This window comes from Pseudomonas sp. FW507-12TSA (genome assembly GCF_058781435.1).
The window spans coordinates 33,183-58,033 of record NZ_JBYSWT010000011.1; the positions used below are offsets into that span (position 1 = coordinate 33,183).

Consider the following 24,851-nt stretch of genomic DNA (forward strand, 5'->3'; position numbering starts at 1 on the left):
GCTTGCTGCCAGAAGCCAGTCCGGCTTCGAAGTACCGCTAAAGCGCTGGTTCGGTGTTGCCTCTCACCTGCCCGGCAGAAACTTGAGGCAGAGACACGATACGATGAATGCACCACGCCCCCTTGTACGTCTTGCGCCAATCACGGCGAGTCTTTCCCCGCGCAATCCGAAAATCCTCCTCAGCGGTCAGCACCAACCTACCTTGTTGCGTTATCTCGATGGCTGGCCCCGGCGTTCCACGGGACCGGCGGCGTTCCTGATCCAGTTTGTCGAGGACGGTGAATCCCTGGCTCGTTTTGCCAGTGACAATTTCGACTTGGCGGTCATCCCCGCTCCTCAGGCGCATGACGCCGCTGAAGTCATCAAGCAGTTGACCCGTGTCGCCCGGCAAGGGTTGATCGTTCGTCGTTGAGCGTCCTCTCTCTAGTCGGACCCGTATCGGTCGGCGGTACCAAGGGCTCACCAGCGATGGTTCCAGTCCGACTGGCGAGCAGTCATTCACACCACCGAATTGCGCTTCGCCAACTCGGCCAGGGCTACCAGGTTGGAAATGTTGAAGTGCTTAAATAGCCGAATCTTGTAGGTGCTGACGGTCTTGTGGCTGATCAGCAGGTTATCGGCGATCTGTTGGTTGTTCAGCCCATTGGCCAGTAGTTTCAGGACCGTGATCTCGCGATCGCTGAGACGGGAAATAAGCACGCTCTCCCGATCGGTGGCACGGCTGTTCTGCTGCATCAGGTTGAGGGTGTCGTCGGGAAAGTAGATATAGCCGGATAATATGGCTTTGACGGCATGACCCAGTTCGTGGAGGTTTTCGGTCTTGCTCAGGAAACCCATAGCTCCGGCCTGAAGGCAGCGCAAGGCGTAGTTCTTCGACTCACTGGCGGTGACCACCAGGATCTTGAGAGGCTTCTGGATACACCTGATGTGATCGATGACCGAAAATCCGTCCAGGTTGGGAATGCCCAGGTCGAGGATCAGCAGGTCCGGGTTGTGTTGGCGTACCAGTTGCACGGCGTCTGCGCCATTGTCGGTTTCGCCGACTATGGTGTACTGCCGGGTTTCCAGTTCCGACCTGAGCGCCAGGCGGATCAGTGGATGGTCATCGACGATGATGATGCTACCCATCGGTGGCTCCCTTTGATTTTCGGCGGATCGAGAGGCACCTTGAGAGTCCTTGAATTGGAGGGCTCCAGCTGGCGAGCGGCGTGGGATACTGAGAGCGCTGCTGAAAAGGTGCCGTGTCGTCTGAGGCTTTGTCCTCTTGATCAAATGATTGGTCGATTTTTCTGAGATCTAAATCGGACAAATCTGATAGTTGTATAGGGCGGAAGTTGCGGAGCGGCGATGCTCCCTGGTGACTGTGCTTTGCGGTTCATTCAAACAACGTAGCAGCCTGCCGGGCTGGGAGATGACAAGCCAATTGAGTACCAAGCTCATCACGCAGGAAGGTTACGAGGCTCTCAAGCAGGAACTGGATTACCTGTGGCGGGAACATCGCCCGGAAATCACGCAGAAGGTCACTTGGGCGGCTTCGTTGGGGGACCGGAGTGAGAATGCCGACTACCAGTACAACAAGAAACTGCTGCGGGAAATCGATCGCCGGGTGCGCTACATACGCAAGCGTCTGGAGGACATGCGGGTAGTGGGATATGCGCCGGAGCAGGAGGGCCGGGTGTTCTTCGGCGCTTGGGTCGAAGTCGAGAACGAAGCGGCCGAGATCAAGCGTTTTCGCATCGTGGGTTATGACGAGATCTACCAGCGCAAGGACTACATATCCATTGATTCGCCCATGGCCCGGGCCCTGCTGAAAAAGGAAGTGGGAGATGAAGCCATCGTCGTGACCCCGGCGGGCGAGACCTGTTGGTGGATCAACCAGATCGACTACCAGAAGTAGGCTCGCCACCGCAGCGGCGAGCTCTCATCCCTCGCGCAGAACGCTCAATGGGCTGGCGTTGAGCGCTCGCCGGGTGCCGAACACCCCGGCTGCCCCCACCAGCACCGCACCAGCCAGCGGTAGCAGCAACAGCCAGGGGTGCGGGTGCCAGGGCAGGTCGAAGGCGAAGCGGTAGAGCACCAGGCTGACCAGTTCGCAACCCAGTGCCGCCAACAGGCCGCTCATGGCCCCGAGCAGGCCGAACTCGATCCGTCGTGCCTTGACCAGCAGCCGTCGTTCGGCGCCCAGTGCTCGCAGTAGTGCACCTTGGCGCAGGCGTTCGTCGAGAGTGGCTTGCAAACCGGACAGTAGTACCGCCATTCCTGCCGCTAGTACGAACAGCAGCACATACTCCACCGCCAAGGTGACCTGGGCCAGGATGCTGCGCAATTGCTCCAGCAAGGCCTCGATCTGGAGAATGGTCACTGCCGGGAAGGCCCGCGACAGCTCCACCACTTGCTGGTCTTGCCCGGGGCTCAGGTAGAAGCTGGTGAGGTAGGTCGCTGGTAGGTCCTTGAGGGTTCCAGGTTGGAAGATCATGAAGAAGTTCGGCTGGAAGTTGTCCCAGTTGACGCTGCGCAAGCTGGTGACCCGGGCTTGCCGATTCACACCGGCAACGGTAAAGGTCAACTGGTCCCCCAGTTTCAGTTTCAGGCTTTCGGCCACCTTGGCCTCCACCGATACACCAGGCAGTGCCTCATCCGCCTGGGGCGAGGACGACCACCAGCTTCCTGCGGTAATTTGGTTGCCCGCGGGCAATTCGGCAGACCAGGTCAGGCTCAGGTCGCGTTGCACCGCTCGATCGCCACTGGACTCCTTGGTGACGATCTGCTGCACCGCTTCGCCATTGATGCTCACCAAGCGTCCGGGGACCACCGGGTACAGGGGCGCGGATGGAGCGGACAACTGCAGCAGGCGTTCGGTGAAGGCTTGCTTGTCGGCTGGCAGGATATTCAGGGCGAAGTAGTTGGGAGCATTTTTCGGTAATTGGTTTTGCCAGGTATCCAGCAGTTCTGCCCGCAACAGGGCGATCAGCGCCATGGACAGCAGGATCAGGCCGAACGCCATGGATTGCCCGGCGGCGGCCAGGGGATGGCGCAGCAACTGGCCCAAGCCCAGGCGCCAAGGCAGGGAGGAGCGAGCCAGCAACCGGCGCAAGCTCTGCAGCGCCAGCAATAGCAGGCCGCCCAGGGCCAGCGCGGCGACCAGCCCGCCACCCAGCAGGGCGAAGGTCAGGATCAGATCCAGGCTCAAGCGCCACATGATCAGACCCAGGGCCAGCAGCGCGACCCCATAGATCAGCCAAGTGCTGGGTGGGATCGGCAGCAGGTCGCGACGCAGGACCCGCAAGGGCGGCACGCGGCCCAGCGCTGCCAGGGGCGGCAAGGCGAAGCCGGCCAGGGCCACCAGCCCGGTACCGATGCCGGCAATGGCCGGCAGCAGGCCTCCCGGAGGAACATCGGCAGGTAGCAGCCCGTGCAGCAGGTAGAACAACACCAACTGCGCCAGCCATCCCAGCAATGCGCCACTGAGGCTGGCCAGCAGACCGAGCAATGCCAATTGGGTCGTGAACAACAACAGGGTTTCCCGGCGCGATAGCCCCAGGCAACGCAACAAGGCGCTGGCATCGAAACGGCGCGCAGCGAATCGGTTGGCCGATAGCGCCACCGCGACTCCCGAGAGCAGTACCGCCACCAGGCTGGCCATGTTCAGGTAACGCTCGGCCTTGCCCAGTGCGCCGCCGATCTGCTGGTTGCCATCGCGTGCATCCTGCAGTCGCTGGTTGGCTTGAAGCCCCGGCTTGACCTGCTGGCGGTAAGCCTCCAAGGCAGGTGCAGGGCCGCGCCAGAGCTCCTTGTAGCTGACTCGGCTGCCGGGCTGGACCACGCCGGTGGCTTGCAGGTCATCAAGGTTGATCAGCGCACGGGGCGTCAGGCTATAGAAGTTGCCGGCACGATCCGGCTCGTAGGTCAGGACCCGGGCCAGGCGCAAGGTCTTGCTGCCGACGTCGATGCTATCGCCGATCTTCAAGTTAAGTGCGGCCAGCAACCGCGGCTCGACCCAGGCTTCGCCGGGCCCGGGAGTCCCGCCAGGTATCTCGCTGGCATAGGGGGCTTCGGCGCTCTTGAGCTGGCCGCGCAACGGGTAGGCGCTGTCCACCGCCTTGATGCTCGACAGCTGGATACCGTTGTCCGTGGCGATGACACTGGAGAACTCGACGATACTGGCGTGTTCCAGGCCCAGGGCGCGCCCGCTGTCGATCTGTTGCGGGTGTGCTGGCGAGCTGCCTTCGAGCAACAGGTCGGCGCCCAGGAATTCGGTGGCCCGCAACTGCATCGCTCCGTTCAGGCGGGCGCCGAAATAGCCAATGGCCGTGCTCGCCGCAACGGCCACCAGCAAGGCGAAGAACAGGACCCGCAGCTCACCGGCCCGGGAATCACGCAGCAATTGGCGCAGGGCCAGGCTGAAGACTCGCAACAGGGACAGGCGTGCCATCAAGGCTCCAGGGGGGCGACCAGCGAGCCCGCTTCGAGACGGATCAGGCGCTGGCAACGGTGGGCCAGGCGCTCATCATGGGTCACCAGCACCAGGGTGGTACCGCTCTCCCTGTTGAGTTCGAACAGCAGGTCGCTGATACGCTCTCCGGTATGGCTATCGAGGTTGCCGGTGGGTTCGTCGGCGAACAGCACGTCAGGTTCGGCGGCGAATGCCCGGGCGATGGCCACCCGTTGCTGCTCTCCACCTGACAACTGGCGCGGCGAGTGACTCAGGCGTTGGCCCAGGCCGACCCGGCGCAGTAGCTCGGTAGCGCGTTCGCGAGCATCGCGGCGGCCATCCAGCTCCATGGGCAGCATGACGTTCTCCAGGGCGTTGAGGCTGTCGAGCAATTGGAAGGATTGGAAGACGAAGCCTACATGCTCGGCCCTGACGCGGGCCCGCTGATCTTCATCCAGTTGGCCGAGGCTCTGGCCGGCGAGGATGACCTGGCCACTACTGGGCAGGTCGAGGCCTGCCAGCAAGCCGAGCAGGGTGGACTTGCCGGAGCCCGAGGCACCGACGATGGCCAGGCTGTCGCCCTGGTCGAGTTCCAGGCTGAGCTCGTGGAGGATAGTCAGCTCGCCTTCCGCGCTGGGAACCACTTTGCTAAGGTTCCGCGCAGTGAGAATGCTTGCGCCCATGGAGAATCCGATGCGTGTATGGTTTTTGAGTGCCGGCCTGGCCTTGATGTGCATGGTCCAGAACGCAGCGGCGGGAACGGTCCTGATCGTGGGCGATAGTATCAGTGCGGCTTTCGGCCTGGATACCCGCCAGGGCTGGGTGGCACTGTTGGAAAAGCGCCTCGACGACCAAGGTTTCGGCGCCAGGGTTATCAATGCCTCGGTCAGCGGTGATACCAGTGCCGGAGGCCAGGCACGGCTGCCGGCGCTGCTTGCGGAGCATAAGCCGCAGGTGGTGGTGCTCGAACTCGGAGGCAATGACGGCCTGCGAGGCCAGCCCCCCCAGCAATTGCAACAAAATCTTGCCTCGATGATCGACAGTTCCCAGGCCGCGGGGGCCAAGGTGCTGCTTCTGGGCATGCAACTACCACCCAACTACGGCGTGCGTTATACCCAGGCTTTCGCCAAGGTCTATGGTCAACTGGCCAGCGACAAGAAGGTGGCCCTGGTGCCGTTTTTTCTCGAAGGGGTCGGCGGTCACCCGCAGATGATGCAAGCGGACGGTCTGCACCCGGCGGCAGTGGCCCAGGACAAGTTGCTGGAAAATGTCTGGCCGACGCTAAAACCGCTGCTTTGACGCTTTTCTAGTGGCGGTGTTTCGGCTAATGTTGCGCCCCCGATTTGGAGCCCCCGATGCCGCGTCCCGCCTGGTCCCTGTTTGCCTATCAACTGATCGAGCCTGATGAACAGCTTGACCTGTTCGCTTGTCAGGAGGTCAGGGTGCATCTGGTGACGCGTCAGCTGGAGTTGGGCGGTTCCGCCGACCGTACCTTGTGCGGCACGTTGTTGCCGGCGCAACCGCGTTGGTCGAGCGTGGACAGGACGATTTTCCAGGACCAGCGACTCTGCCCCTTGTGCCGGGCGATCCTCGAGTCGCAGAAACGTGGCACTCCGCCGATCTGGCCCGAGCTACGCTTCGAGTTGTAGGCGGCCGCTAGCGGGTCGTTTCGGCAGGGATTGCGTATGTGCGCTTGTCTCCCCCGGCCTGGCTCCCGGAGTCTTGGGGCGGGGTGTACAATCGTGTTTCTTTCATTGGTTGTACATGCGAAGGATTATCCGGATGTTGCCGCGCCTCCCTGTCCTCACCCGTTGCCTGTCACTTGCCGCATTGTGTGTGGCTGGCCCTGTTGCCGCATTGGAATTCCCCCTGCCTCCTCCCGGCGAAGATATCGTCGGCCAGGTACAGGTGATCAAGGCCAAGTACGAAGACACCTTCGCCGACCTGGGCACGGCCAACGACCTGGGTTACCTGGAGATGGTGGCGGCCAACCCGGGTGTCGATCCCTGGTTGCCGGGTGCGGGCACCGAGGTGATCCTGCCCACTCGCTTCATCCTGCCCCCGGGGCCGCGCGAAGGTATCGTGATCAACCTGGCGGAGTATCGGCTGTACTACTTTCCAAAGGGGCAGAGCGTGGTCTACACCTTCCCGCTGGGGATCGGTCGAGAAGGCTGGGGGTCGCCGATCGCGCATACCAGCATCACCGCCAAGACGCCGAACCCGACCTGGACGCCGCCTGCCTCGATCAGGGCGGAGCACGCTGCCGATGGCGATCCGTTGCCTGGCGTGGTGCCGGCCGGGCCGGATAACCCCCTGGGGCCGTTCAAGTTCACCCTGGGCACGCCCGGCTACCTGATTCATGGTTCGAACAAGAAGTTCGGGATTGGCATGCGCACCAGCCATGGTTGTTTCCGCATGCTCAACAACAACGTATTGCAAATGGCCGGTATGGTCCCGGTGGGAACTTCCGTGCGTATCATCAATGAACCCTATAAGTTCGGTATCAGTGCCGGCAAAGTCTATCTTGAGGCTCATACGCCATTGGATGATAAAGGCAATCCTTCGGTGGTCGACAAGCACACTGCGGTAATCAACGCCTTGCTCAAACGCGAAGACCTGGCTAACAACCTGCGTATGAACTGGGATGTGGTACGCGATGTAGTGGCGGCCGAAGATGGCTTGCCGGTAGAGATTGCCTTGCCAACGACTGCTCCCGCGACATCGTTGTCCAGCACACCTTTTGAAATGCCGCAGTAAGCGGCTCAAGAGAACCCGCCGCGGCCTGTTGGCTGCGGCGGGTTTTTTATTGCCGAGGCAAAAGCCAGGCAATAAAAAAGCCGACCCAAAAAATTGGATCGGCTCGATAACAATCCCGAGGGACTATTACTTGCGGCTAGCTTTTTCCAGCATACGCAGAGCGCGCTCGTTAGCTTCGTCAGCAGTCTGTTGTGCTTTTTGAGCAGCAGCCAGAGCTTCATCAGCTTTACGATAGGCTTCGTCTGCACGAGCCTGAGCACGAGCTGCTGCGTCTTCAGTAGCAGTCAGACGAGCTTCGGTTTCTTTGGATACGCTGCTGCAACCGGTAGCCAGAACTGCGGCCAGAGCCAGAGCAGAGAATTTCAGAACGTTGTTCATCGTGTTCCCCTTCAAGGACTTTCTATTAGTGGCTATCACCTCAAAACGAGGAAATAGCCGGCGTACATACTACCCATTACTTGTAGTAAGTAAACTGACGTAGCGCAAGAAGCAAAAAAAATTCTAGGTGGTGAATCTTTTTCGATCAACTCCACAAACCGCCTGTATAAAAAATATTCAACGCAGAGGCCTTGCAGGGCATGAGTGCTGCTTGTTTGCCAGCATTGATCCCGAAATTTTTCCAGGCGCAGTTTCGGGCGCTAGACTAAAGTCGGTCTATATTGTGTCGATGACACTTTTGTGCAGATCTCGATCAAGCTCTTTATGTGTACGGGCGGTGACTTTAAGAGCGCTGCTTCGTCTTAAGTTTCAGCATCCGGCGATGTGTCACTGCCAGGTATCTTGAATCAGAGCCAGGCGGGGATGGCAAACGGCCATCAGGTCCTTTTTTCTGGTCTGTGACGGGTATGGCTTGAGCATTCATGCCAAGGGCGCCTAATATTTTGTAACGTGCTCTCTTGGTGCAAGATTCTACTCGGCGCCTGACAGGCACGAGGTGGCGTAAGTTGTTCCTTCGCCGGAAAAACATCGGTAAGGTAGGGGTCAGCATTCCAGACCCGCAAGGAGTAGTGATGAGCGAGGCGTTGTCCATCCACCATGACCAGGTTGGTCATCAGTTCGAGACCAATGTGGACGGTCATCGTGCCTACCTGACCTATATGGACCTGGGTAAGCAGACCCTGGATATCTACCGCACCTTCGTGCCCAACGCCCTGCGGGGGCGTGGCATCGCTGCGGCGCTGACCGAGCAGGCCCTGGAGTACGCCGACCGCATGGGCTACACAGTGATCCCATCCTGCTCGTATGTGGAGCGCTATATGGAGCGCCACCAGCGCCACGCGGCAAAGCTCTGAACAGGGTGATAATGAAAAACGCCGGGCTTGTGCCCGGCGTTTTCGTATCTGGCGAAATCAGCTGCGCTTGCGTTGCGGCAGGACATCCTTGAGCTTGGCATGCATGCTGCGCAAGGTCTTCTCGGTGCTTTCCCAATCGATGCAGGCATCGGTGATCGACACGCCGTATTGCAGCTCCGACAGGTCCTTGGGGATCGCCTGGCAGCCCCAGTTCAGGTGGCTCTCCACCATCAAACCGATGATCGACTGGTTGCCTTCGAGAATCTGGTTGGCGACGTTTTCCATCACCAGTGGCTGCAGCGCCGGATCCTTGTTGGAGTTGGCGTGGCTGCAGTCGATCATGATGTTCGGCTTGACCTTGGCCTTGTTCAAGGCCTGTTCGCAGACCGCGACGCTGACCGAATCGTAGTTCGGCTTGCCGTTGCCGCCCCGCAGGACCACGTGGCCGTAGGCGTTGCCCTTGGTGGTGACGATGGACACGCCGCCCTCCGGGTTGATCCCCAGGAAGCGGTGAGGGCTGGAAACCGATTGCAGGGCGTTGATCGCGACGGTCAGGCCGCCATCGGTGCCATTCTTGAACCCTACTGCCGAGGACAGGCCGGAAGCCATCTCGCGGTGGGTCTGGGATTCGGTGGTGCGCGCGCCGATGGCCGACCAGCTGATCAGGTCCTGCAGATATTGCGGGGAGATCGGGTCCAGGGCTTCGGTGGCGGTAGGCAGGCCCATTTCAGCCAGGTCCAGCAACAGCTGGCGGCCGATGTGCAGGCCATCCTGGATCTTGAACGAGTCGTCCAGGTAGGGGTCGTTGATCAGGCCTTTCCAGCCAACGGTGGTACGAGGTTTCTCGAAGTACACCCGCATGACCAGGTAGAGAGTGTCGGAAACTTCGGCGGCCAGGGCCTTGAGTCGTTCGGCGTACTCATGGGCCGCCTTGATATCGTGGATCGAGCAAGGCCCGATGACGATGAACAGACGGTGATCAGTGCCATCGAGGATGTTGCGGATCACTTCGCGACCGCGGGTCACGGTGCGCAAGGCGGTGTCGCTCAGCGGAATGTCTCGCTTGAGTTGATCGGGAGTGATCAGGGTCTCGTTGGAGGCGACGTTAAGGTCGTTGATCGGTAAATCAGCCATCGTGTTACTCGTCAGGTCACGGATGCCGGCCGCCAGCGATCCCCGAGAGCGGCGGAGCACAGCGGATTTGGGCGCGTCGGGGAGCCGAACCTTAGCGCGTTACCCGGGGGCTCGACAATGGGCAGGGTGCGGTTTTATGGGGCTATGGCTGTATGAATGCCTGGTGTACCCGGTCCTCGGAATAATCCTGCGCGTGGCGCTCGACCCAGTCCAGGGCCAGTGCCTCGATACATTGCTGTTCGCTCTGGGGCTCGTGCAGGCGACAGTAGCGAGCGATCTGGCAAACCTGTTCACTCATGCGTGCGCCGAACAGCGTCTGTTCGTCGACGAAGGCGATGCCCACCAGGTAGCCACGCTTGCGCTTCAGGCACCAGGCCACATAGCCGTTATAGCGGGCATACTCACCCAGGGTCGGCATGTGCACTTCAAGCGCGGTGCCGCGACGCCAGGCGCGATGGTAATTGCAGGCCATGCCGCCGAGGCTGATAGTGTGCAGCCGCTGGCGCGAAATGCAGGCATGCTTGCGCAGGGTCAATTCAACCGGAACATCATCAGGATGAGGCAGAAACCGTCCCATGACCGCAGACTCCGAGTGTCGTCCAACTGACATTGTTTCCCGAAGTATAGTGGCCCAATTGGAGCTGACCGATTTCGACGTCGACCAGACCTTGCTGGGGCTATCGGGGGTTTCCCTGGTGATCTTCACCAGCCCCGGCTGTTCCGCCTGCCGTTGGGCACGGCAGCAGTTACCCAGGCTGGATTTGCCGGTCGATCGTCTGTGCTGGATCGATGCCGGTGACAATGGCGGCGCGGTGGAGCGTTACCAGGTGTTCCACCTTCCAGCATTGTTCGTGGTGCGCGATGCTCGGTTTCATGGGGGCATAGAATCGCGGCTGACGGCTGGAGAGCTTGCCCTGGGCCTGGATCAGGCGCTTGAACGATTACCAGAGGAGTTGCCGTGATGGATGCAGTTCGCAAGCCGCGTGTGGGCATTATCGGGACCGGGGCGATCGGCGGTTTTTATGGGGTGCTGCTGGCCCGTGCCGGTTTCGACGTGCACTTTCTATTGCGCAGTGAATTTTCGGCCGTCGTCGAACAGGGGCTGCGCTTGACCAGCGCGGTACATGGCACCTTGACCCTCGATCCAGTGCAGGCCTACGCCAGCGCCGAGCAGATGCCGCCTTGCGATTGGCTGCTGGTGGGCGCCAAGACCACCAGCAACCTGCAACTGGCACCGGCGATCATCCAGGCTGCCGCCCCGGGAGCCAGGGTCCTGTTGTTGCAGAATGGCCTGGGTGTCGAAGACCAACTGCGTGGTGCTTTGCCCGACTCGCTGCATCTATTGGGCGGCTTGTGCTTCATCTGTGTCCATCGTGCCGGCCCCGGGCAGATCGAGCATCAGGCCCTTGGCGCCGTGAACCTGGGCTATCACAGCGGTCCCGCCGGCGACCCGGCGCTGCGCCAGGCGATCGTCGAGGAGGGGGCCGGGTTGTTCCGTGAAGCCGGGATCGATTCCCAGGCTATGGGCAACCTGCAGCAGGCGCGTTGGCAGAAGCTGGTGTGGAACGTGCCGTACAACGGCTTGTCGGTGCTGCTGCGGGCGAGTACCACGCCGCTGATGGCCGACCCGGACTGCCGGCAGTTGATCCAGGATTTGATGCGAGAGGTATTGCAGGGAGCTGCGGCCTGCGGCTACGCCATTCCCGAGGCCTATGCCCAGCAGTTGTTCAAGTCCACCGAGCTCATGCCCGACTATTGGCCCAGCATGTACCATGATTTCCTGCAGCGGCGCCCCCTGGAACTCGGGGCCATCTACGCTGCTCCGCTGGCTGCCGCGCAGGCAGCGGGTTGCGAGCTGCCGAAGATCCGGGCGTTGTACCAGGCCCTGGGTTTCATCGATCGACATCCGGCCTGAGGCCGGCCCATCACCTCAACTAGGAGCGAATATGGCAAAGGGACTGGACGGCAAGCTGGTGGTAGCGATCTCTTCGCGGGCACTGTTCGACCTCAGTGACAGCCATAAGGTCTACCTGGCCCAGGGGGTGGAGGCCTACCGGCAATACCAGATCGAGCACGAGGAGGAGATCCTCGAACCCGGTGATGCCTTTCCCCTGGTCAAGAAGCTCCTGAGCCTGAATGCCAGCCTGGGGCGGGCGCGAGTCGAGGTGGTACTGGTATCACGCAACAGCGCCGACACGGGCCTGCGAGTGTTCAACTCGATCCAGCATTATGGCCTGGGGATTTCCCGGGCTGCCTTCGTTGGCGGGCGCAGCCCCTATCCTTACCTGGCGGCCTTTGGCAGCGACCTGTTTCTTTCCACCCATGCCGAGGATGTGCGCAGTGCGCTGGAGGCCGGTTTTGCCGCGGCAACCATTCTTTCCGGTGGCACCCGGAGGGCGGAGAACGGCGAGCTGCGTATTGCCTTCGATGGTGACGCGGTATTGTTTTCCGATGAGTCGGAACGCATCTACCAGTCCGGCGGTCTGGAGGCGTTCCAGGCCAGCGAGCGCCAGTCGGCCCGCGAGCCTCTGCCAGGTGGGCCGTTCAAGGGATTCCTGGCGGCGCTCAACCTGCTCCAGGGCGAGTTCCCCGGCGATGCCTGCCCGATTCGCACGGCACTGGTCACTGCACGTTCGGCCCCGGCCCACGAACGGGTGATCCGGACTTTGCGCGAGTGGAACATCCGCCTCGACGAGTCGCTCTTTCTCGGTGGCCTGGAAAAGGCCGCCTTCCTCGAAGCCTTCGCCGCCGACGTGTTCTTCGACGACCAGGCCGGTCACTGCGAGCTGGCGCGAGAGGTGGTAGCCACCGGTCACGTGCCCCATGGCATCAGTAACCAAGCCAAGGCCTGAGCCCCCCGGAATCCGGGGCTCGCACACCTCCAGGCACTGCTAAGCTGAATCAATCTCCGCCAGATTGGCAGTTGAGGAGGTCGTATGATTCGTTCGATGCTGTATGCCACGGACCTCGGTGTGTACGCCCCCTATGTGATGCAGCACGCCCTGGAATTGGCTCGAACGTTCAATGCCGACCTACACGTGGTGCACGCCGTCGAACCCATGGGGTTGTTCGCCGAGTCGGTATTGCAGAGCTATCTGGACGAGCAGTCGCTGAACGAGTTCCATCGCCAGGGGCTGAACACGGTGATGGCCAATATCGAGCAGCGGGTGCTGGACAGCTTTCGCGAAGAACTGGGGGAGGGCATGCAGGACCTGACCCTGATCCAGTCGGTACGTGTCCTGCAGGGAGACCCCTCGCAGGTGATACTCGAGCAGACGGCGAAACTCTCGGTGGATCTGTTGATCGTAGGAAGTCACAGCCATGGGGTGGGGGCGCAAACGCCGTTGGGCCGCACCGCCGCGCGGGTCTTGCAACTGGCCAAAGTGCCGGTTTACCTGGTCCCCCTGGTGCAGCGGCGACGCCAGGGCGACGCCTGAGGACGGAATGGAAAATTCTGAAGAAAAGTTCTAGATTTATTCTCCTGACCATTAATATAGTTATATACCGTCGCTGATACCCGTGGCGCCTACCTGCTTTGAGGGATTGATATGAAGCTTCAACAATTGCGCTACATCTGGGAAGTGGCGCACCACGACCTCAACGTTTCCGCTACTGCCCAAAGCCTCTACACCTCGCAACCGGGTATCAGCAAGCAGATCCGCCTGCTCGAGGACGAACTGGGTGTCGAGGTCTTCGCCCGCAGCGGCAAGCACCTGACCCGCGTGACCCCGGCGGGCGAGCGAATCATCAACACCGCTGGCGAGATCCTGCGCAAGGTCGAGAGCATCAAGCAGATCGCCCAGGAATTCTCCAACGAAAAGAAGGGCACCCTGTCCATCGCTACCACCCACACCCAGGCGCGTTATGCCCTGCCTCCGGTGATCAGCAGCTTCATCAAGCAGTACCCGGATGTGGCCCTGCACATGCACCAGGGCTCGCCCATGCAGATCGCCGAGATGGCTGCCGACGGTACCGTGGACTTCGCCATCGCCACCGAGGCGCTGGAGCTGTTCGGCGACCTGGTGATGATGCCGTGCTACCGCTGGAACCGCTGCGTGGTCGTGCCCCAGGGCCACCCGTTGACCAAGCTGCCGAAGCTGACCCTCGAGACCCTGGCCGAATACCCTATCGTGACCTACGTGTTCGGCTTCACTGGCCGCTCCAAGCTCGACGAAGCCTTCAGCCATCGCGGCCTGACGCCCAAGGTGGTATTCACCGCCGCCGACGCCGACGTGATCAAGACTTATGTGCGCCTGGGCCTGGGCGTGGGCATCGTGGCCAAGATGGCCGTGGATACCAAGCTCGATAGCGACCTGGTGGTACTGGATGCCAGCGAGCTGTTCGAGTCGAGCATCACCAAGATCGGTTTCCGTCGCGGTACCTTCCTGCGGGGCTTCATGTGCGACTTCATCGAGAAGTTCGCCCCCCACCTGACCCGCGAAGTCATGGCCAAGGCCATCCAGTGCCATAACAAGCAAGAACTGGAAGAGCTGTTCGACGGCGTCGAGCTACCGGTCCACTGATTTCCCGCCGGCCTAGCGCACCTCGGTGACAGTGAACTGTTGCCGAGAGCCGGCCACCACGATTTCCACTTCATCACCCTCGAACTTGCCAAGCAGGCCCTGGCCCATGGGCGAGCGTGGAGTGATCACCGTCACCATCTGGCCGACCACCTGGACCTTCAGCCCCGCTGCGTCGGGCCCGAGGAACAGCCACTGTTCGCGCCCGCGCTCATCTTCCAGGCCCAGCAGGCTCCCGACCTGGATGCTCGATTGCGCATCGCCGGGGCGCAAGACCAGGTTCTGCCAGAGCCCCAGGGCCTGGCGGATTTCCTCGACCCGCCTGGATTGACCGGCGGCCAGGTACGCGGCTTCAAGCCCCAGGGTGTCGTACTTGTTCTCGGCGACGCTCTCTTCGTGGGTTGCGGTTTCGTAGGCGGTTTGCGCCGCTCGCAGGGCGATCAGCAGATCGTCCTGGAGCTGTTGCAAAATCAGTTGGTAGACGGACTGTTTATTCATGGTCAATTACAGAACTGCAGGACGTTGGCCCGGCTCTTGTCGCTCGGCGCGGTCTGGTCCTGCTGCAGCCAGAACTGGCACTTGGGGTTGGACAGGTTGCGCGGGTTGCTACGGGCGTTCTCCAGGGATTGCAGTTCCTCGTTCTTGCGCAGGTTTTCCTGGTATTGCTCGAACAGGCGGTTGGGCTGTTCGGGGGCGGCCACGGCGGGTTTGCCCAGCTGTTGCACGGCCTGGGCCACCGGCGCCAGTTGCTGGCTGAACAGAAAGTGCGAGGCCAGCCAGCAGGTCAGGGCGATCGCCAGGAACCCCAGCCACAGGCCCAGGGCGATACTGGCGCTGAGCGCCAGGGCATTGAAGCCGATGCGCAATGGGCGGCGGGCGGGCGGACGGTGCGACATGGTTGCCTCCTGGCGGGCAAGGTTGAACGAGAGCTGATTGTCGCACGAAGATTAATCGAGGTCGGCTCTTCTGCGCAGGGGCATTTATGCGGACAATCGGCGCCTTTGCCAATCGGGGACAGGAATGAAAGCCTCCTGGGACATTTTTTGCAGCGTGGTCGACAACTACGGGGATATCGGCGTGACCTGGCGTCTGGCCCGGCAGTTGGTGGCCGAACATGGTTGTGCCGTGCGCTTGTGGGTCGATGACCTGCGCGCCTTCGAGCGGATCTGTCCGGAGATCGACATGGACAAGGACCGCCAGCAGCAGGACGGGGTCGAGGTCCGGCATTGGCCGGCCCAGTGGCCAGGTGAAGTCGCGGCCGATGTGGTGATCGCTGCGTTCGCCTGCCAGTTGCCCCACGCCTATATGGAAGCCATGGCCGATCGTGAACGGACGCCCTTGTGGTTGAACCTGGATTACCTGAGCGCCGAGGACTGGGTCGGGGGCTGCCACGGGCTGCCCTCGGTGAAGTTTCGTGGCGTGCAGAAGTACTTCTTCTTCCCGGGATTCCAGGCGCAGACCGGCGGGCTGCTGCGCGAGAACGGCCTGCTGGCGCGACGCCGGGCGTTCCAGGCTGACCTCGAGGCCCAGGCGGCATTCCTTCGCCAGCTTGGGGTGGTGCCAGCCAGCGATGCCCGGTTGATGTCGCTGTTCGCCTATGAAAATGCCGGCCTGGCCGGCTGGCTGGATGCCCTGGCCGCCGATCGGCGCCCCACCCATTTATTGGTGCCCGAAGGGCGCATCCTCGGTGATGTGCAACGCTGGCTGGGCGTCGACTCCTTGGCCGTGGGCAGCGTGCTGGCCCGGCAATCGCTGACGCTCCAAGTGCTGCCTTTTATCCGCCAGGAAGATTATGACCACCTGCTGTGGTGCTGCGATTTCAACGCAGTACGGGGCGAAGACTCTTTCGTGCGGGCGCAATGGGCGGGGCGGCCGATGCTCTGGCACATCTATCGCCAGGACGAAGACATCCACCTGGACAAGCTCGAGGCGTTCCTTGCGCTCTACACCCGGGGGCTGTCAGCCGAGGCCGGGGCGGCGGTGCTGGCCCTGTGGCGGGCCTGGAACACCGAGGGGCAGATGGCCGATCCCTGGGAAAAACTGCTGCGACACTGGCCGGAAATCGCCGCGCATGCCGAACAATGGTGTCTGGAACAGGGCTTGCAGGCCGATCTTGCTGCGGCGCTGGTGCAGTTTTACCTAAATTGGATATGATACGCGGCCTAGATTTTTGTAAATCCCATCCAAATTCGGATATTCGCAATGAAAACTGGTAAAGAACTCAAACCCGGTACCGTGATCCGTATCGACAACGATCCTTGGCTGGTTCAGAAAGCTGAATTCACCAAGTCCGGTCGTAACAGCGCGATCATGAAGACCAAGCTGAAGAACCTGCTGACCGGTTACAAGACCGAAACCGTTTACGGTGCGGACGACAAACTGGACGACGTGATCCTGGATCGCAAAGAAGCGACCCTGTCGTTCATCAGCGGTGACTCCTACACCTTCATGGACACCACCGACTACACCATGTACGAGCTGAACTCCGAGGACATCGAAGCCGTTCTGCCGTTCATCGAAGAAGGCATGACCGACGTCTGCGAAGCCGTGTTCTTCGAAGGCCGCCTGGTTTCCGTTGACCTGCCGACCACCATCGTGCGCCAGATCGACTACACCGAAGGTTCCGCTCGCGGCGACACTTCGGGCAAGGTGATGAAGCCTGCCAAACTGAAGAACGGCACAGAGCTGAGCGTTGCCGACTTCATCGAGATCGGCGACTGGATCGAGATCGATACCCGCGAAGGCGGTTCTTACAAAGGCCGTGCCAAGGTTTAAACCTGGCCCGTTCTTGTAGATGAAAAAGCCCGACCTTGAGTCGGGCTTTTTTGTGCCTGCAATTCGTCGTTTCAGACGCTTACGTGCAGGCGAACCTCGACATTGCCGCGGGTGGCGTTGGAGTAGGGGCAGACCTGGTGAGCGGCATCTACCAGGCTTTGTGCCTCGTCCCGGGCCAGGCCGGGCAGGTTGACGTGCAGGTCGATGTCCAGGCCGAAGCCGCCGGGGATCTGGCCGATGCCGACATGGGCGGTGATCGAGGCGTTGTCTGGAATCTTGCGCTTGCTCTGGCTGGCCACGAACTTCAAGGCGCCGATGAAGCACGCCGAGTAGCCGGCGGCGAACAGCTGCTCCGGATTGGTTGCCTGTCCACCCGCACCGCCCAGCTCCTTGGGAGTGGCCAACTTGACGTCGAGGATGTTGTCGCTGGAAACGGCACGACCGTCACGGCCACCGGTGGCGGTTGCAACTGCGGTATAGAGAGTCTGCATGGTGAAAGCCTCGTTCTGGTTTGTAGGTGCTAATTATTGGTGCGCTAAGTAATCTGGGGAAAATATATTGCGCTAATATTTAGTGCACAAGATAAATTTTCGTGTAAAACCGTCCATAGGGCGCTTTTAATGGCTAACCGATTGATTAGTAACGAAAATATTTTTTGACGAAGGACCAGCCCCTAGGCGGGGCCGGTAGGCTCTGCGGAGGGCTAGAGGCTTTCTTGCAGATTACGGCGCAGGGCCAGCAGGTCTTCCTGCAACTGGCGCAGTTGCGCCACCGTCTGGCCGCTGGCGCCGAGGATGCATTGTGGTATTGCCTGGGCCTGGGCTTGCAGGGCACGGCCCTGTTCGGTCAGTTGGAGGATCACCACCCGTTCGTCTTCACGGCTTCGCGTACGGCTGAGCAGGCCCTCGGCCTCCAGGCGCTTGAGCAGTGGGGTCAGGGAGCCGGGGTCGGTGAGCAGGCGCTGGCTGATTTCGCCGACAGTCAGCCCATCCCGCTCCCAGAGCACCAGCATCGCCAGGTATTGTGGATAAGTCAGCCCCAGGCGCTGCAATAGCGGTTTGTAGACCTTGGTCATCAGCAAAGAGGTGGAATGCAGGGCGAAGCACAACTGGTTGTCCAACAGCAGTGGATCGCAGGCGGGCGAGGTGGTGCGTTCGGTGGTCATGTCGAAGCCTTGATCATTGATGGTCCTGAATCTAGCGGGCGAATCTTTAATGCGCCAGATGAATTTCGCCAGGGCTCAGCCCATGGTGCTCTGCAGGGCCAGGTCCCATGGCGGAATAGGGCTGAACCGGCTCTTGAGGTACTCCAGCAGCAGACGGCTGCGGGCATTGGGATGCTGCTCCATGCGCAAGGCATAGATGCCGGCGGTTTCCGGCTTGGGCAAACCGCCGTTGCAGAACAGCGGCACCAGCTCCCCGCGCAGCAGATATTCGCTGGCCAGCCAGGTCGGCAGGTGGGCGATGCCCAGGCCGGCCAAGGCCCCGGACAGCAGGGCCTCGGCGTTGTTGGCACTGAAACGGATCCGCCGCGGACGATGAGTCTGCAGTTGGCCGTCGAGCTCGAAGCGCCAGGCGAACAACGGAGCCAGGCCGTCCCAGTCCAGGCCATCATGCTGGTCGAGTTCGGCCGGGTGGACCGGGGTGCCGCGGCTCTTCAAGTAGGCTGGGCTGGCACAGGCGATCCGCACGATGCTGGCCAGGGTCGTGGCCACCATGCGCGTGTCCACCTGCTGTCCGGCCCGCAGTACCAGGTCGACCTTGCCCAGATGCGAGCCTTGCATGTCGACGAAGCTGTCGATCAAGTGCAGTTGCACGTCCAGGCCCGGGTACAGCATCAGGAAATCCGCGATGGCCGGGGCCAGGTGGCGGCGGCCGAAGGCGGCAGGAGCATCGATGCGGATCAGCCCCTCCGGCGCATGGCTCAAGGACACTGCCTCGGCCCTGGCCAGTTGCAGTTCGGCGACGATGCGCCGGGCCCGCTCGGCGAATGCCAGGCCGGCCGCGGTGGCTACTACGGCATGGGTGGTACGCATGAACAGCGTGGTGCCCACGGCTTTTTCCAGGCCGTCGATACGCCGGGCCACTGCCGAAGGGGTCAGGGGATGGCGGCGGGCGGCGGCGGAGAAGCTGCCGGCTTCCAGTACATCGAGAAACAGCCCCAGTTGTTCAGTAAGGGTATTGGGATTCATGGTCAGCTCGCCTATGCGAAAACAGCAAAGCCATTGTGCGTTGCTGTGCGTTTCCGTACCAGCGGTGACTGCGTAGCATGCAAGCCTCGAGTGAGGAGAGCGGTCTTGATCGATTTAGTGATGTATCTGCTATTGGGCGCGGCCCTGGGGACGGTCGGGGGCCTGTTCGGCATCGGTGGCGGGTTGATCGCCATCCCTGTGCTGGGGGTGTGGTTCGGTCTGGACCAGCAACTGGCCCAGGGCACGGCGCTGGTGATGGTGGTGCCGAACGTGATGCTGGCGCTGTGGCGTTATCACCAGCACAACCGTATCGAGGCCCGGCATGCCTTGCCCCTGGCGCTGATGGGCTTCAGCTTCGCCTGGCTCGGTTCGATCTGGGCGGTGGGTATCGACCCACAGAAAATGCGCACCATCTTCGTGGTTTTCCTCCTGGCCCTGTCCGGCTACAACCTGTTGCGGCTGTTCGGCAATGTTCCCGCGACAGCTTCCTCGATGCGCTATTCCTGGCCTTGGTTGGGAGCGCTGGGAGCGGCTTCCGGGGCGCTCGGCGGGCTGTTCGGGGTCGGCAGCGCGGTAGTGGCCACCCCGGTGCTGACCAGTGTCTTCGGCACCTCCCAGGTGGTGGCCCAAGGCTTGGCCCTGGCCCTGGCCCTGCCCAGCACCGGGGTGACCCTGGTGACCTATGGTCTGCATCACCAGGTGAACTGGCTGGTGGGCCTGCCCTTGGCGGCCGGTGGCTTGCTGAGCATCAGTTGGGGCGTGAAGGTCGCCCATGCCTTGCCCGAGCGCCTGCTGCGCGCATTGTTCTGCGCCTTCCTGGTGATGTGCGCAGTGATGCTGGGACTCAGGACTTGAAACCCTCGACGATATGCTCGGCCAGGCATTCGGTGATCGGCGATGGCTGGTTGAGGTTGCGTACCAGCATGATGCTGGCCTCCGGTAGCAACGGCAGGCCTTCGGCCTCTCCCAGGATGCGCAAGTCAGGTGTGATCAAGCTCTCCAGTTGGGCAGTGACCGCCAGCCCCGCGCTGACCACCGCCATGATCGCCGACAGGCTGGAGCTGTTGTAGGCGATGCGGTAGTCGAGGCCGCTGGCATCCAGGGCGTTGCAGGCCCACAGCCGGCAGAAGCAGTCGCTGTTGAACATCGCCAGGGGTAGCGGTGTTTGCCCCGGGGGCTCGAAGCACTCGGCCGCGGCCCAGACGAAACGCTCCTTGCGCAGCAACTGGCCGATTTCGTTGCCCGGCTCGCGAGTGACGATGGACAGGTCCAGGTCCTGGTGCTGCAACAGTTGCTTGGACGATTCGCAATGCACCTCGATCTGGATCAACGGGTAACTCTGGGCGAATCGCGACAGGATGCCCGGCAGGAAGCGCATCACGTAGTCATCCGGAGTGCCGATGCGCACCAGGCCCACCATATGCGGCTCGCGCAGGGTATTGAACACCTCGCTGTGCAGCTTGAGGATGCGCCGGGCATACCCCAGCAGCACCTGGCCTTCGGCGGTGAGCTTGACCTGGCGGCCGTCACGCTGGAACAGCTGGCGTTGCAGCACGTCCTCCTCCAGCCGTTTCATCTGCATGCTCACCGCTGACTGAGTACGGTTGACCCGCTCGCCGGCCCGGGTGAAACCACCTTCATCGGCGATGGCGACGAAGGTGCGCAGCACTTCGGTATCGATGCTGGGGAACTGGGACATTCATCAAACCCTGAGATGGATACGCGGGAAGCATTCTTGCGGCTGATCTTATTCCCCACGGACCAGTGCCGTCATCCCCCGGGCTGGCGGTTCATGCCCGGTTTTGGGACGACAGCCAGGCCAGCACTTGTTGCGGATTCTGATCGGGGGGGAACACCGGGTAGAACACTTGCTCGATCCGCCCGCCATCGATCACCAGGGTCAGGCGCTTGAGAAAACGCCTGCCGTTGAGCTCGAACTGTGGCAGGGCCAGGGCCCGGGCCAGGTGTTCCTCGGCATCGGACAACAGCGGGAAGGGCAGGTGCAGGCGTTCGACGGCTTCGCGCTGGTAGGCGCTGTCCTGGCTCGACAGGCCGAACAATTGCGCTACGCCCGCTGCTGCAAGCTCCTGGGCATGATCGCGAAAGGCACAGGATTGCGGGGTGCAGCCACGGGCCCCGGGGGTCTGGTCCCAGCCTTCGAGCAGCGGCAGGTCCGGCCGGCCGGTACGCGGATAGATATACAGCACCGTCCGACCTGGCAGCACGGACAGGTCCACTGCCTGTCCGGTGGTCGAGGGTAGCGACAATCGTGGCAGGTACCGGCCGGCCAGATGCCGGGCCGCGCCGTCATCCTGGGGAGCGGGAATGCTCGACCAATCCACGTTCAGCATGTCTCTCATCGTTAATGCTCCTTGGTGCTCCGGTTGCGCTTGCCGGTCTCGTAGCGTCCGGCGGCTGCAAGACTGTTATAGGTGCTATCGCTTGTTTCCGCTCGTGTTGAGGGGCTATCCGAAGTTGATAGTTTGGCAATAGTTATTATCAGGCCTGGAAATAAGCAAGTTTCGATACAGTGGTTGGCTATGGTTTTATTTTTATTAATTGCCTGCGGCGATAAGAATTTCAGGTTGGGGATAATGCCGATTAATGGCATGTTTTATCTTTTTTCAAGTTTGCCTAAAGCTATATCCGCTACTAGTGTTGCGGGTGCCATGTACAGATGGTCTGTACTGGGATTGCGACCAACTTTGGAGGGTCCTTTCATGAGCGCGAAAGCGGAACATGCCGAACCAACTAATGCAGAACTTACCCAGCTCAAGGCCAAGCTCAAGGCCGGCAAGCTGGCGCCAGAAGACCTCAAGGCCCTGGTCGGCCTGGTAGAGCGTACGGAGAAGGCTGCCAAGCAACTTAGGGCAGCCATAGTCGAGTAACCGACGCTAACGTCTTGGAGGGCGGATCAGAAATGGAAATCACTACTCGGAACAATCATGTTGATCTATCTGAACCATTGCGTAGCCCTCCATTTTTAGCGCGAAGTACCCATGGCGATCATGCGGTGCTGTTATTGGGAAGCCTGGAAGCTCCGATCTCGACGCTGAGCGACAATGCCTCTTTTACCGAGCGCCTGGCCCAGAGCCTCAACTTATCGATACTGGGCAGTCACTTCAGCGCGGAAGAATTCATCTTGTTGCTCGGCGAGCAATACACCGCCGCCGAAGAGTTCGTATATGGCCATCCGATCTGGAGAAAGATCCGCGAGGGTGATCAATCCGCGTTGCATGCCTACATCCTGGAAACCCGGCATTACCTGGCTGCCGCCGCTTCCCGGATGTGCCCTGCCGTCAGCCCGGGTATCGGCTTGTCACCGATCACCCTGATGCTCTCCAGGCATGCCCTGGAGGAATGGGATCACGCGCGGTTCTTCAACGAGGCCCTGGAGCTCATCGGTTGCTCGAACGACGTGGTGCGGCTGGCCAGGCCCTTGCCGGCGACCCTGGAGTGGATCCACCTGTCCCGGCACATCGCGGCCATGGGCGAGTTGGTGTCGGCCGCCTGTTCCGGCTTCATGGAGCATTCCTCGGTGGAGAAAGAAGCCGTGATTGGCTGGCACGACCTGCTGGTGGGCCATAACCTGCTGAGCCCCATGGCCACCAACAAAGTGCTGGGCCACTTCGCCACCGACCTCGACTACGGGCACTCCGAGAACTGGAAGAAGGCGGTCCGCACCCAGGACTGTCATCCCGCCTCGGTGGTGGCCAGCGTACTGAACACGGTGTGCAGCCTGAGCGAGATGATCTACCGCTGGTTGTCCGCCCTCGAGCAGGGCTGCGCCAGTTCCATCGTCACGGCGGCGCAAGTGCTCGCCGAGGATGGCCTGGACCAACCGCTGCGCGATTGCGATTCGCCGCTGGAGGTGGGCATCTTCCAGGGCTTGCCGGTTTGGCCGGCCAGTGTCATGAGCCTGGTCAACGGCGAACGCTCTGGTGATGACAGCCCTTCGGACATCATCGTCGCTTCCTGTTATGCCCTGGGGCACCGGGTGCCACAACTGGCCGCCAGCGGCGCGCCGTTCTGCCTGCTGCTGGGGCAGATCCACGAGCAACTGGTCGACAGCCAGGGTGTCGGCGCCGACAGCGTCGCGGCCATCGAACGGATGACCACGGATTGGCTGGTGTCGGTGGACGGCCATCCTTTATGGCAGCAGATGACCCAGGGGTGCAGCGACGAACTGGTGATTGGCTACATGCTGGAGAATTTCCATTACCTGGCCTCGGCCACCCGCCATGTCAGCCCGGCGATTGCTGCCTGCCAGGATGCGCGGATCCGCGAAAACCTGTTGCAGCACCTGCAGGACGAGCTGACCCATTGCGACATTCTCAAGCCTCGCCTACGGGAGCTGGGAGTCCGGCAGCCTACGGCGATGCGGCCGCTGCCCACCACCGCGGCCTTCGTCGGTTACCTCAGCGACCTGGCGCGCCATGACTGGAAGGGCTACCTGATCGGTTCGACCTACCTGCAAAAAAGCCTGAGCGAATGCCGCGGCGATGATCGCCACATGAAGTTCTATTCCCGGGTTTCGGCCAACAATCCCCGTTGCGCCGCGCTGCTGGGGGCCATGGCGGCCCACGATGAGCTGGATGATGAACTGGGCCATGACTTGCGACCCTCGCGCAATATCCAGTACCTGCTGGCACGGGGCGAGGTGAGTCGCGATTCCGTGGCGCGGGCGGCGATCCTGCCGTCGCTGGCCTGGAGTTTCCTGGATGGCATTCGCGCCCATTACTGCACCGGCAAGGATTCGGTCCTGCAGCGCCAGGCCTGGAGTGCAAGATGAACCGGCCCTACTTCCAGACGGTGCAGCCCCTGGCGCGCCTGCATGAGCTGCTGTTCGAGGAGCAGGACTTCGACGCCCTGGCCAGGCGCCTGCCGGAGCCGCGCATGTCGCTGGCGATGTGGCGCGATGTGCTGCACAGCGAGTTGCTGGCGTTGTTTCGCTGGGCGCTGATCCGCGCCAAGGAGGACCTGGGCCAGGCGCAGGCCCAGGCCTACGGCGAGGAGGTCCTGTGCCTGTTGCCTTACTACGGTTTTTGCCTGCATGCCATTCGCCGCGCCGTGCCATTCGCCTTGATGGGTATTGCTACCACGGTGTCGGTACGCGATGACCGTTATCCGCAGGCCAGCGCAGTGATCGCCGAATTGGCGAGACTGCTGCAGGTGCAGGAGCTGCTGCGCGTCAGCGACCAGCCCTCGGCGAGCCTGGCCAGGCAGTTCCAGGGGCGGGACGGGTTGATCGTCCTCACGGGCAAGCAGTCCACCTATGCCAGCTTGCGCAGTCGTTATCCGCAGGCGCGAATCATGGGGGCGACGGGCTGTTGTGCGGTGGTCCTGGCGGCGGCTGAAGAGCCGGCGCGGCAGATCGAAAAGCAGCGCATGCAAGGCCGACTTTCAGTTAGTTGCAGCAATCACGGGCATACCGTGCTGGTCGAAGCGCTGGCCCCTGGGGCGGCGGTGCTGGCCGTCGATGGCAGCCGGCCGACGACCCGGCCTCGCGTGGAGGACGTCCTCGGGCAGTTGCATCCGTCCATAGTGCTGGCGCCTTCGGCTGCGGACCTGCCCGACGACCTGGGAGGCTACAGCCTGTTGGCATGGGAGGAGGCCGCGACGGCCAGTCTCGATGGTTTCGGGCGGGACCCTCTGGGCGGCTGGCCCGGAGACTACCGGATTTGAGATGGCGTTGGATGGGCAAGGATGATTCATCAAATCCTGAGATGTAGAACATAAGAAACATTCGT

General features: G+C 61.6%; 31 protein-coding genes. 17 read left to right on the top strand and 14 right to left on the bottom strand.

The features are described 5' to 3' along the window. Positions 1-103 precede the first annotated feature (103 nt). Positions 104-412 (top strand): hypothetical protein, encoded by a 309-nt coding sequence (locus AC3WK8_RS12515; protein ID WP_085596884.1) that lies wholly within the window; start codon positions 104-106, stop codon positions 410-412. An 86-nt stretch (positions 413-498) separates the two neighbouring features. Here AC3WK8_RS12515 and AC3WK8_RS12520 read toward each other — a convergent pair whose 3' ends face one another. Next, a complete protein-coding gene (locus AC3WK8_RS12520) occupies positions 499-1,128 on the bottom strand; it encodes a response regulator transcription factor (protein ID WP_085596756.1) in 630 nt (209 codons plus the stop codon). A 295-nt stretch (positions 1,129-1,423) separates the two neighbouring features. Here AC3WK8_RS12520 and greB point away from each other — a divergent pair, with 295 nt between their 5' ends. Continuing rightward, positions 1,424-1,897: a transcription elongation factor GreB gene (greB, locus tag AC3WK8_RS12525; protein WP_031320264.1), complete on the top strand. Its 474-nt coding sequence runs from the start codon at positions 1,424-1,426 to the stop codon at positions 1,895-1,897. Positions 1,898-1,921: 24 nt separating this feature from the next. Here the strand turns inward: greB and AC3WK8_RS12530 are convergent, their stop codons facing one another. Both AC3WK8_RS12530 and AC3WK8_RS12535 read right to left on the bottom strand, forming a co-directional pair. Further along, on the bottom strand, positions 1,922-4,432 hold the full coding sequence (locus AC3WK8_RS12530; protein WP_103324911.1) for an ABC transporter permease: 2,511 nt from the start codon (positions 4,430-4,432) through the stop codon (positions 1,922-1,924). Beyond that, entirely contained in the window at positions 4,432-5,115 is a 684-nt protein-coding gene (locus AC3WK8_RS12535; protein WP_031320263.1) for an ABC transporter ATP-binding protein, read from the bottom strand. The genes AC3WK8_RS12530 and AC3WK8_RS12535 overlap by 1 nt, the downstream gene beginning before the upstream one ends. Before the next feature lie 10 nt (positions 5,116-5,125). On the opposite strand from AC3WK8_RS12535, the gene AC3WK8_RS12540 reads away from it, so the two are divergent. From AC3WK8_RS12540 to AC3WK8_RS12550, 3 genes are all read left to right on the top strand, one after another. Beyond that, positions 5,126-5,731 (top strand): arylesterase, encoded by a 606-nt coding sequence (locus AC3WK8_RS12540; RefSeq protein WP_103324912.1) that lies wholly within the window; start codon positions 5,126-5,128, stop codon positions 5,729-5,731. 56 nt (positions 5,732-5,787) lie between these two features. Beyond that, positions 5,788-6,081, top strand: a complete 294-nt coding sequence (locus AC3WK8_RS12545) for a hypothetical protein (protein WP_007931378.1) — start codon at positions 5,788-5,790, stop codon at positions 6,079-6,081. Positions 6,082-6,214: 133 nt separating this feature from the next. Continuing rightward, positions 6,215-7,189 carry a L,D-transpeptidase family protein gene (locus AC3WK8_RS12550; RefSeq protein WP_085596753.1) on the top strand — a complete coding sequence of 325 codons (975 nt, stop codon included), beginning with the start codon at positions 6,215-6,217 and terminating at the stop codon, positions 7,187-7,189. Positions 7,190-7,315: 126 nt separating this feature from the next. Here AC3WK8_RS12550 and oprI read toward each other — a convergent pair whose 3' ends face one another. Continuing rightward, positions 7,316-7,567: an outer membrane lipoprotei OprI gene (oprI, locus tag AC3WK8_RS12555; RefSeq protein WP_003448337.1), complete on the bottom strand. Its 252-nt coding sequence runs from the start codon at positions 7,565-7,567 to the stop codon at positions 7,316-7,318. Between the two features lie 632 nt (positions 7,568-8,199). On the opposite strand from oprI, the gene AC3WK8_RS12560 reads away from it, so the two are divergent. Next, positions 8,200-8,481: a GNAT family N-acetyltransferase gene (locus AC3WK8_RS12560; RefSeq protein ID WP_022640086.1), complete on the top strand. Its 282-nt coding sequence runs from the start codon at positions 8,200-8,202 to the stop codon at positions 8,479-8,481. A 57-nt stretch (positions 8,482-8,538) separates the two neighbouring features. On the opposite strand, the gene AC3WK8_RS12565 is transcribed toward AC3WK8_RS12560, so the two are convergent. Continuing rightward, positions 8,539-9,615, bottom strand: coding sequence for a 3-deoxy-7-phosphoheptulonate synthase (locus AC3WK8_RS12565; protein WP_022640085.1), 1,077 nt, complete (start codon positions 9,613-9,615; stop codon positions 8,539-8,541). Between the two features lie 142 nt (positions 9,616-9,757). Beyond that, the gene (locus AC3WK8_RS12570) at positions 9,758-10,192 is read right to left on the bottom strand and encodes a PilZ domain-containing protein (RefSeq protein ID WP_103324913.1); all 435 of its coding nucleotides are present in this window, start codon (positions 10,190-10,192) and stop codon (positions 9,758-9,760) included. On the opposite strand from AC3WK8_RS12570, the gene AC3WK8_RS12575 reads away from it, so the two are divergent. From AC3WK8_RS12575 to cysB, 5 genes are all read left to right on the top strand, one after another. Beyond that, positions 10,191-10,577, top strand: coding sequence for a YbbN family protein (locus tag AC3WK8_RS12575; RefSeq protein WP_085596751.1), 387 nt, complete (start codon positions 10,191-10,193; stop codon positions 10,575-10,577). The two genes, AC3WK8_RS12570 and AC3WK8_RS12575, sit on opposite strands and share 2 nt — an antisense overlap. Continuing rightward, on the top strand, positions 10,577-11,530 hold the full coding sequence (locus AC3WK8_RS12580) for a putative 2-dehydropantoate 2-reductase (protein WP_022640082.1): 954 nt from the start codon (positions 10,577-10,579) through the stop codon (positions 11,528-11,530). The genes AC3WK8_RS12575 and AC3WK8_RS12580 overlap by 1 nt, the downstream gene beginning before the upstream one ends. Positions 11,531-11,561: 31 nt before the next feature. After that, entirely contained in the window at positions 11,562-12,467 is a 906-nt protein-coding gene (locus AC3WK8_RS12585) for a 5'-nucleotidase (protein ID WP_022640081.1), read from the top strand. An 84-nt stretch (positions 12,468-12,551) separates the two neighbouring features. After that, positions 12,552-13,052 carry a universal stress protein gene (locus AC3WK8_RS12590; RefSeq protein ID WP_022640080.1) on the top strand — a complete coding sequence of 167 codons (501 nt, stop codon included), beginning with the start codon at positions 12,552-12,554 and terminating at the stop codon, positions 13,050-13,052. Positions 13,053-13,163: 111 nt separating this feature from the next. Beyond that, positions 13,164-14,138, top strand: coding sequence for an HTH-type transcriptional regulator CysB (cysB, locus tag AC3WK8_RS12595; RefSeq protein WP_022640079.1), 975 nt, complete (start codon positions 13,164-13,166; stop codon positions 14,136-14,138). A 12-nt stretch (positions 14,139-14,150) separates the two neighbouring features. On the opposite strand, the gene AC3WK8_RS12600 is transcribed toward cysB, so the two are convergent. Continuing rightward, positions 14,151-14,633 (bottom strand): GreA/GreB family elongation factor, encoded by a 483-nt coding sequence (locus tag AC3WK8_RS12600; RefSeq protein WP_103324914.1) that lies wholly within the window; start codon positions 14,631-14,633, stop codon positions 14,151-14,153. Positions 14,634-14,635: 2 nt separating this feature from the next. Next, positions 14,636-15,031, bottom strand: coding sequence for a hypothetical protein (locus AC3WK8_RS12605; RefSeq protein ID WP_103324915.1), 396 nt, complete (start codon positions 15,029-15,031; stop codon positions 14,636-14,638). A 124-nt stretch (positions 15,032-15,155) separates the two neighbouring features. Between AC3WK8_RS12605 and earP the strand changes: the two genes are divergently transcribed. Continuing rightward, positions 15,156-16,289: an elongation factor P maturation arginine rhamnosyltransferase EarP gene (earP, locus tag AC3WK8_RS12610; protein ID WP_103324916.1), complete on the top strand. Its 1,134-nt coding sequence runs from the start codon at positions 15,156-15,158 to the stop codon at positions 16,287-16,289. 48 nt (positions 16,290-16,337) lie between these two features. Continuing rightward, positions 16,338-16,910 (top strand): elongation factor P, encoded by a 573-nt coding sequence (locus tag AC3WK8_RS12615; RefSeq protein ID WP_053133142.1) that lies wholly within the window; start codon positions 16,338-16,340, stop codon positions 16,908-16,910. Between the two features lie 71 nt (positions 16,911-16,981). Here AC3WK8_RS12615 and AC3WK8_RS12620 read toward each other — a convergent pair whose 3' ends face one another. The 3 genes from AC3WK8_RS12620 to AC3WK8_RS12630 form a co-directional block, all read right to left on the bottom strand. Then, positions 16,982-17,401, bottom strand: coding sequence for an organic hydroperoxide resistance protein (locus AC3WK8_RS12620; protein ID WP_103324917.1), 420 nt, complete (start codon positions 17,399-17,401; stop codon positions 16,982-16,984). Between the two features lie 212 nt (positions 17,402-17,613). Further along, a complete protein-coding gene (locus tag AC3WK8_RS12625; RefSeq protein ID WP_103324918.1) occupies positions 17,614-18,075 on the bottom strand; it encodes a MarR family winged helix-turn-helix transcriptional regulator in 462 nt (153 codons plus the stop codon). Between the two features lie 75 nt (positions 18,076-18,150). Next, entirely contained in the window at positions 18,151-19,101 is a 951-nt protein-coding gene (locus tag AC3WK8_RS12630) for a LysR family transcriptional regulator (protein ID WP_085596745.1), read from the bottom strand. 105 nt (positions 19,102-19,206) lie between these two features. Between AC3WK8_RS12630 and AC3WK8_RS12635 the strand changes: the two genes are divergently transcribed. Continuing rightward, the gene (locus AC3WK8_RS12635; protein ID WP_103324919.1) at positions 19,207-19,956 is read left to right on the top strand and encodes a sulfite exporter TauE/SafE family protein; all 750 of its coding nucleotides are present in this window, start codon (positions 19,207-19,209) and stop codon (positions 19,954-19,956) included. On the opposite strand, the gene AC3WK8_RS12640 is transcribed toward AC3WK8_RS12635, so the two are convergent. The 3 genes from AC3WK8_RS12640 to AC3WK8_RS12650 all read right to left on the bottom strand — a co-directional run bounded on the left by AC3WK8_RS12640 (position 19,946) and on the right by AC3WK8_RS12650 (position 21,712). Then, positions 19,946-20,800 (bottom strand): LysR substrate-binding domain-containing protein, encoded by an 855-nt coding sequence (locus AC3WK8_RS12640; RefSeq protein ID WP_103324920.1) that lies wholly within the window; start codon positions 20,798-20,800, stop codon positions 19,946-19,948. The genes AC3WK8_RS12635 and AC3WK8_RS12640 overlap by 11 nt on opposite strands. 91 nt (positions 20,801-20,891) lie before the next feature. Continuing rightward, complete coding sequence (locus AC3WK8_RS12645) at positions 20,892-21,461, bottom strand: peroxiredoxin (RefSeq protein ID WP_103324921.1); 570 nt, start codon at positions 21,459-21,461, stop codon at positions 20,892-20,894. 2 nt (positions 21,462-21,463) lie between these two features. After that, complete coding sequence (locus AC3WK8_RS12650; protein WP_146043259.1) at positions 21,464-21,712, bottom strand: hypothetical protein; 249 nt, start codon at positions 21,710-21,712, stop codon at positions 21,464-21,466. A 109-nt stretch (positions 21,713-21,821) separates the two neighbouring features. Here AC3WK8_RS12650 and AC3WK8_RS12655 point away from each other — a divergent pair, with 109 nt between their 5' ends. The 3 genes from AC3WK8_RS12655 to AC3WK8_RS12665 all read left to right on the top strand — a co-directional run bounded on the left by AC3WK8_RS12655 (position 21,822) and on the right by AC3WK8_RS12665 (position 24,786). Further along, positions 21,822-21,989, top strand: coding sequence for a hypothetical protein (locus AC3WK8_RS12655; RefSeq protein ID WP_022640067.1), 168 nt, complete (start codon positions 21,822-21,824; stop codon positions 21,987-21,989). A 125-nt stretch (positions 21,990-22,114) separates the two neighbouring features. Next, positions 22,115-23,893, top strand: a complete 1,779-nt coding sequence (locus tag AC3WK8_RS12660; protein ID WP_178088011.1) for a thiaminase II/PqqC family protein — start codon at positions 22,115-22,117, stop codon at positions 23,891-23,893. Next, complete coding sequence (locus tag AC3WK8_RS12665) at positions 23,890-24,786, top strand: hypothetical protein (RefSeq protein ID WP_103324922.1); 897 nt, start codon at positions 23,890-23,892, stop codon at positions 24,784-24,786. The genes AC3WK8_RS12660 and AC3WK8_RS12665 overlap by 4 nt, the downstream gene beginning before the upstream one ends. The last annotated feature ends 65 nt before the right edge of the window (positions 24,787-24,851 follow it).

Excerpts from the sequence above, each read along its gene's own strand:
- AC3WK8_RS12645 (WP_103324921.1), bottom strand. The coding sequence starts at position 21,461 with ATGAGAGACATGCTGAACGTGGATTGGTCGAGCATTCCCGCTCCCCAG.
- AC3WK8_RS12600 (WP_103324914.1), bottom strand. The coding sequence starts at position 14,633 with ATGAATAAACAGTCCGTCTACCAACTGATTTTGCAACAGCTCCAGGAC.
- AC3WK8_RS12550 (WP_085596753.1), top strand. The coding sequence starts at position 6,215 with ATGTTGCCGCGCCTCCCTGTCCTCACCCGTTGCCTGTCACTTGCCGCA.
- AC3WK8_RS12665 (WP_103324922.1), top strand. The coding sequence starts at position 23,890 with ATGAACCGGCCCTACTTCCAGACGGTGCAGCCCCTGGCGCGCCTGCAT.
- earP (WP_103324916.1), top strand. The coding sequence starts at position 15,156 with ATGAAAGCCTCCTGGGACATTTTTTGCAGCGTGGTCGACAACTACGGG.
- AC3WK8_RS12560 (WP_022640086.1), top strand. The coding sequence starts at position 8,200 with ATGAGCGAGGCGTTGTCCATCCACCATGACCAGGTTGGTCATCAGTTC.
- AC3WK8_RS12655 (WP_022640067.1), top strand. The coding sequence starts at position 21,822 with ATGAGCGCGAAAGCGGAACATGCCGAACCAACTAATGCAGAACTTACC.
- AC3WK8_RS12630 (WP_085596745.1), bottom strand. The coding sequence starts at position 19,101 with ATGAATCCCAATACCCTTACTGAACAACTGGGGCTGTTTCTCGATGTA.
- AC3WK8_RS12565 (WP_022640085.1), bottom strand. The coding sequence starts at position 9,615 with ATGGCTGATTTACCGATCAACGACCTTAACGTCGCCTCCAACGAGACC.
- AC3WK8_RS12520 (WP_085596756.1), bottom strand. The coding sequence starts at position 1,128 with ATGGGTAGCATCATCATCGTCGATGACCATCCACTGATCCGCCTGGCG.
- AC3WK8_RS12620 (WP_103324917.1), bottom strand. The coding sequence starts at position 17,401 with ATGCAGACTCTCTATACCGCAGTTGCAACCGCCACCGGTGGCCGTGAC.
- AC3WK8_RS12585 (WP_022640081.1), top strand. The coding sequence starts at position 11,562 with ATGGCAAAGGGACTGGACGGCAAGCTGGTGGTAGCGATCTCTTCGCGG.
- AC3WK8_RS12640 (WP_103324920.1), bottom strand. The coding sequence starts at position 20,800 with ATGTCCCAGTTCCCCAGCATCGATACCGAAGTGCTGCGCACCTTCGTC.
- AC3WK8_RS12535 (WP_031320263.1), bottom strand. The coding sequence starts at position 5,115 with ATGGGCGCAAGCATTCTCACTGCGCGGAACCTTAGCAAAGTGGTTCCC.
- AC3WK8_RS12605 (WP_103324915.1), bottom strand. The coding sequence starts at position 15,031 with ATGTCGCACCGTCCGCCCGCCCGCCGCCCATTGCGCATCGGCTTCAAT.
- oprI (WP_003448337.1), bottom strand. The coding sequence starts at position 7,567 with ATGAACAACGTTCTGAAATTCTCTGCTCTGGCTCTGGCCGCAGTTCTG.
- AC3WK8_RS12580 (WP_022640082.1), top strand. The coding sequence starts at position 10,577 with ATGGATGCAGTTCGCAAGCCGCGTGTGGGCATTATCGGGACCGGGGCG.
- AC3WK8_RS12570 (WP_103324913.1), bottom strand. The coding sequence starts at position 10,192 with ATGGGACGGTTTCTGCCTCATCCTGATGATGTTCCGGTTGAATTGACC.
- AC3WK8_RS12545 (WP_007931378.1), top strand. The coding sequence starts at position 5,788 with ATGCCGCGTCCCGCCTGGTCCCTGTTTGCCTATCAACTGATCGAGCCT.
- AC3WK8_RS12540 (WP_103324912.1), top strand. The coding sequence starts at position 5,126 with ATGCGTGTATGGTTTTTGAGTGCCGGCCTGGCCTTGATGTGCATGGTC.
- AC3WK8_RS12650 (WP_146043259.1), bottom strand. The coding sequence starts at position 21,712 with ATGCCATTAATCGGCATTATCCCCAACCTGAAATTCTTATCGCCGCAG.
- AC3WK8_RS12515 (WP_085596884.1), top strand. The coding sequence starts at position 104 with ATGAATGCACCACGCCCCCTTGTACGTCTTGCGCCAATCACGGCGAGT.
- cysB (WP_022640079.1), top strand. The coding sequence starts at position 13,164 with ATGAAGCTTCAACAATTGCGCTACATCTGGGAAGTGGCGCACCACGAC.
- AC3WK8_RS12625 (WP_103324918.1), bottom strand. The coding sequence starts at position 18,075 with ATGACCACCGAACGCACCACCTCGCCCGCCTGCGATCCACTGCTGTTG.
- AC3WK8_RS12575 (WP_085596751.1), top strand. The coding sequence starts at position 10,191 with ATGACCGCAGACTCCGAGTGTCGTCCAACTGACATTGTTTCCCGAAGT.
- AC3WK8_RS12615 (WP_053133142.1), top strand. The coding sequence starts at position 16,338 with ATGAAAACTGGTAAAGAACTCAAACCCGGTACCGTGATCCGTATCGAC.
- AC3WK8_RS12590 (WP_022640080.1), top strand. The coding sequence starts at position 12,552 with ATGATTCGTTCGATGCTGTATGCCACGGACCTCGGTGTGTACGCCCCC.
- AC3WK8_RS12530 (WP_103324911.1), bottom strand. The coding sequence starts at position 4,432 with ATGGCACGCCTGTCCCTGTTGCGAGTCTTCAGCCTGGCCCTGCGCCAA.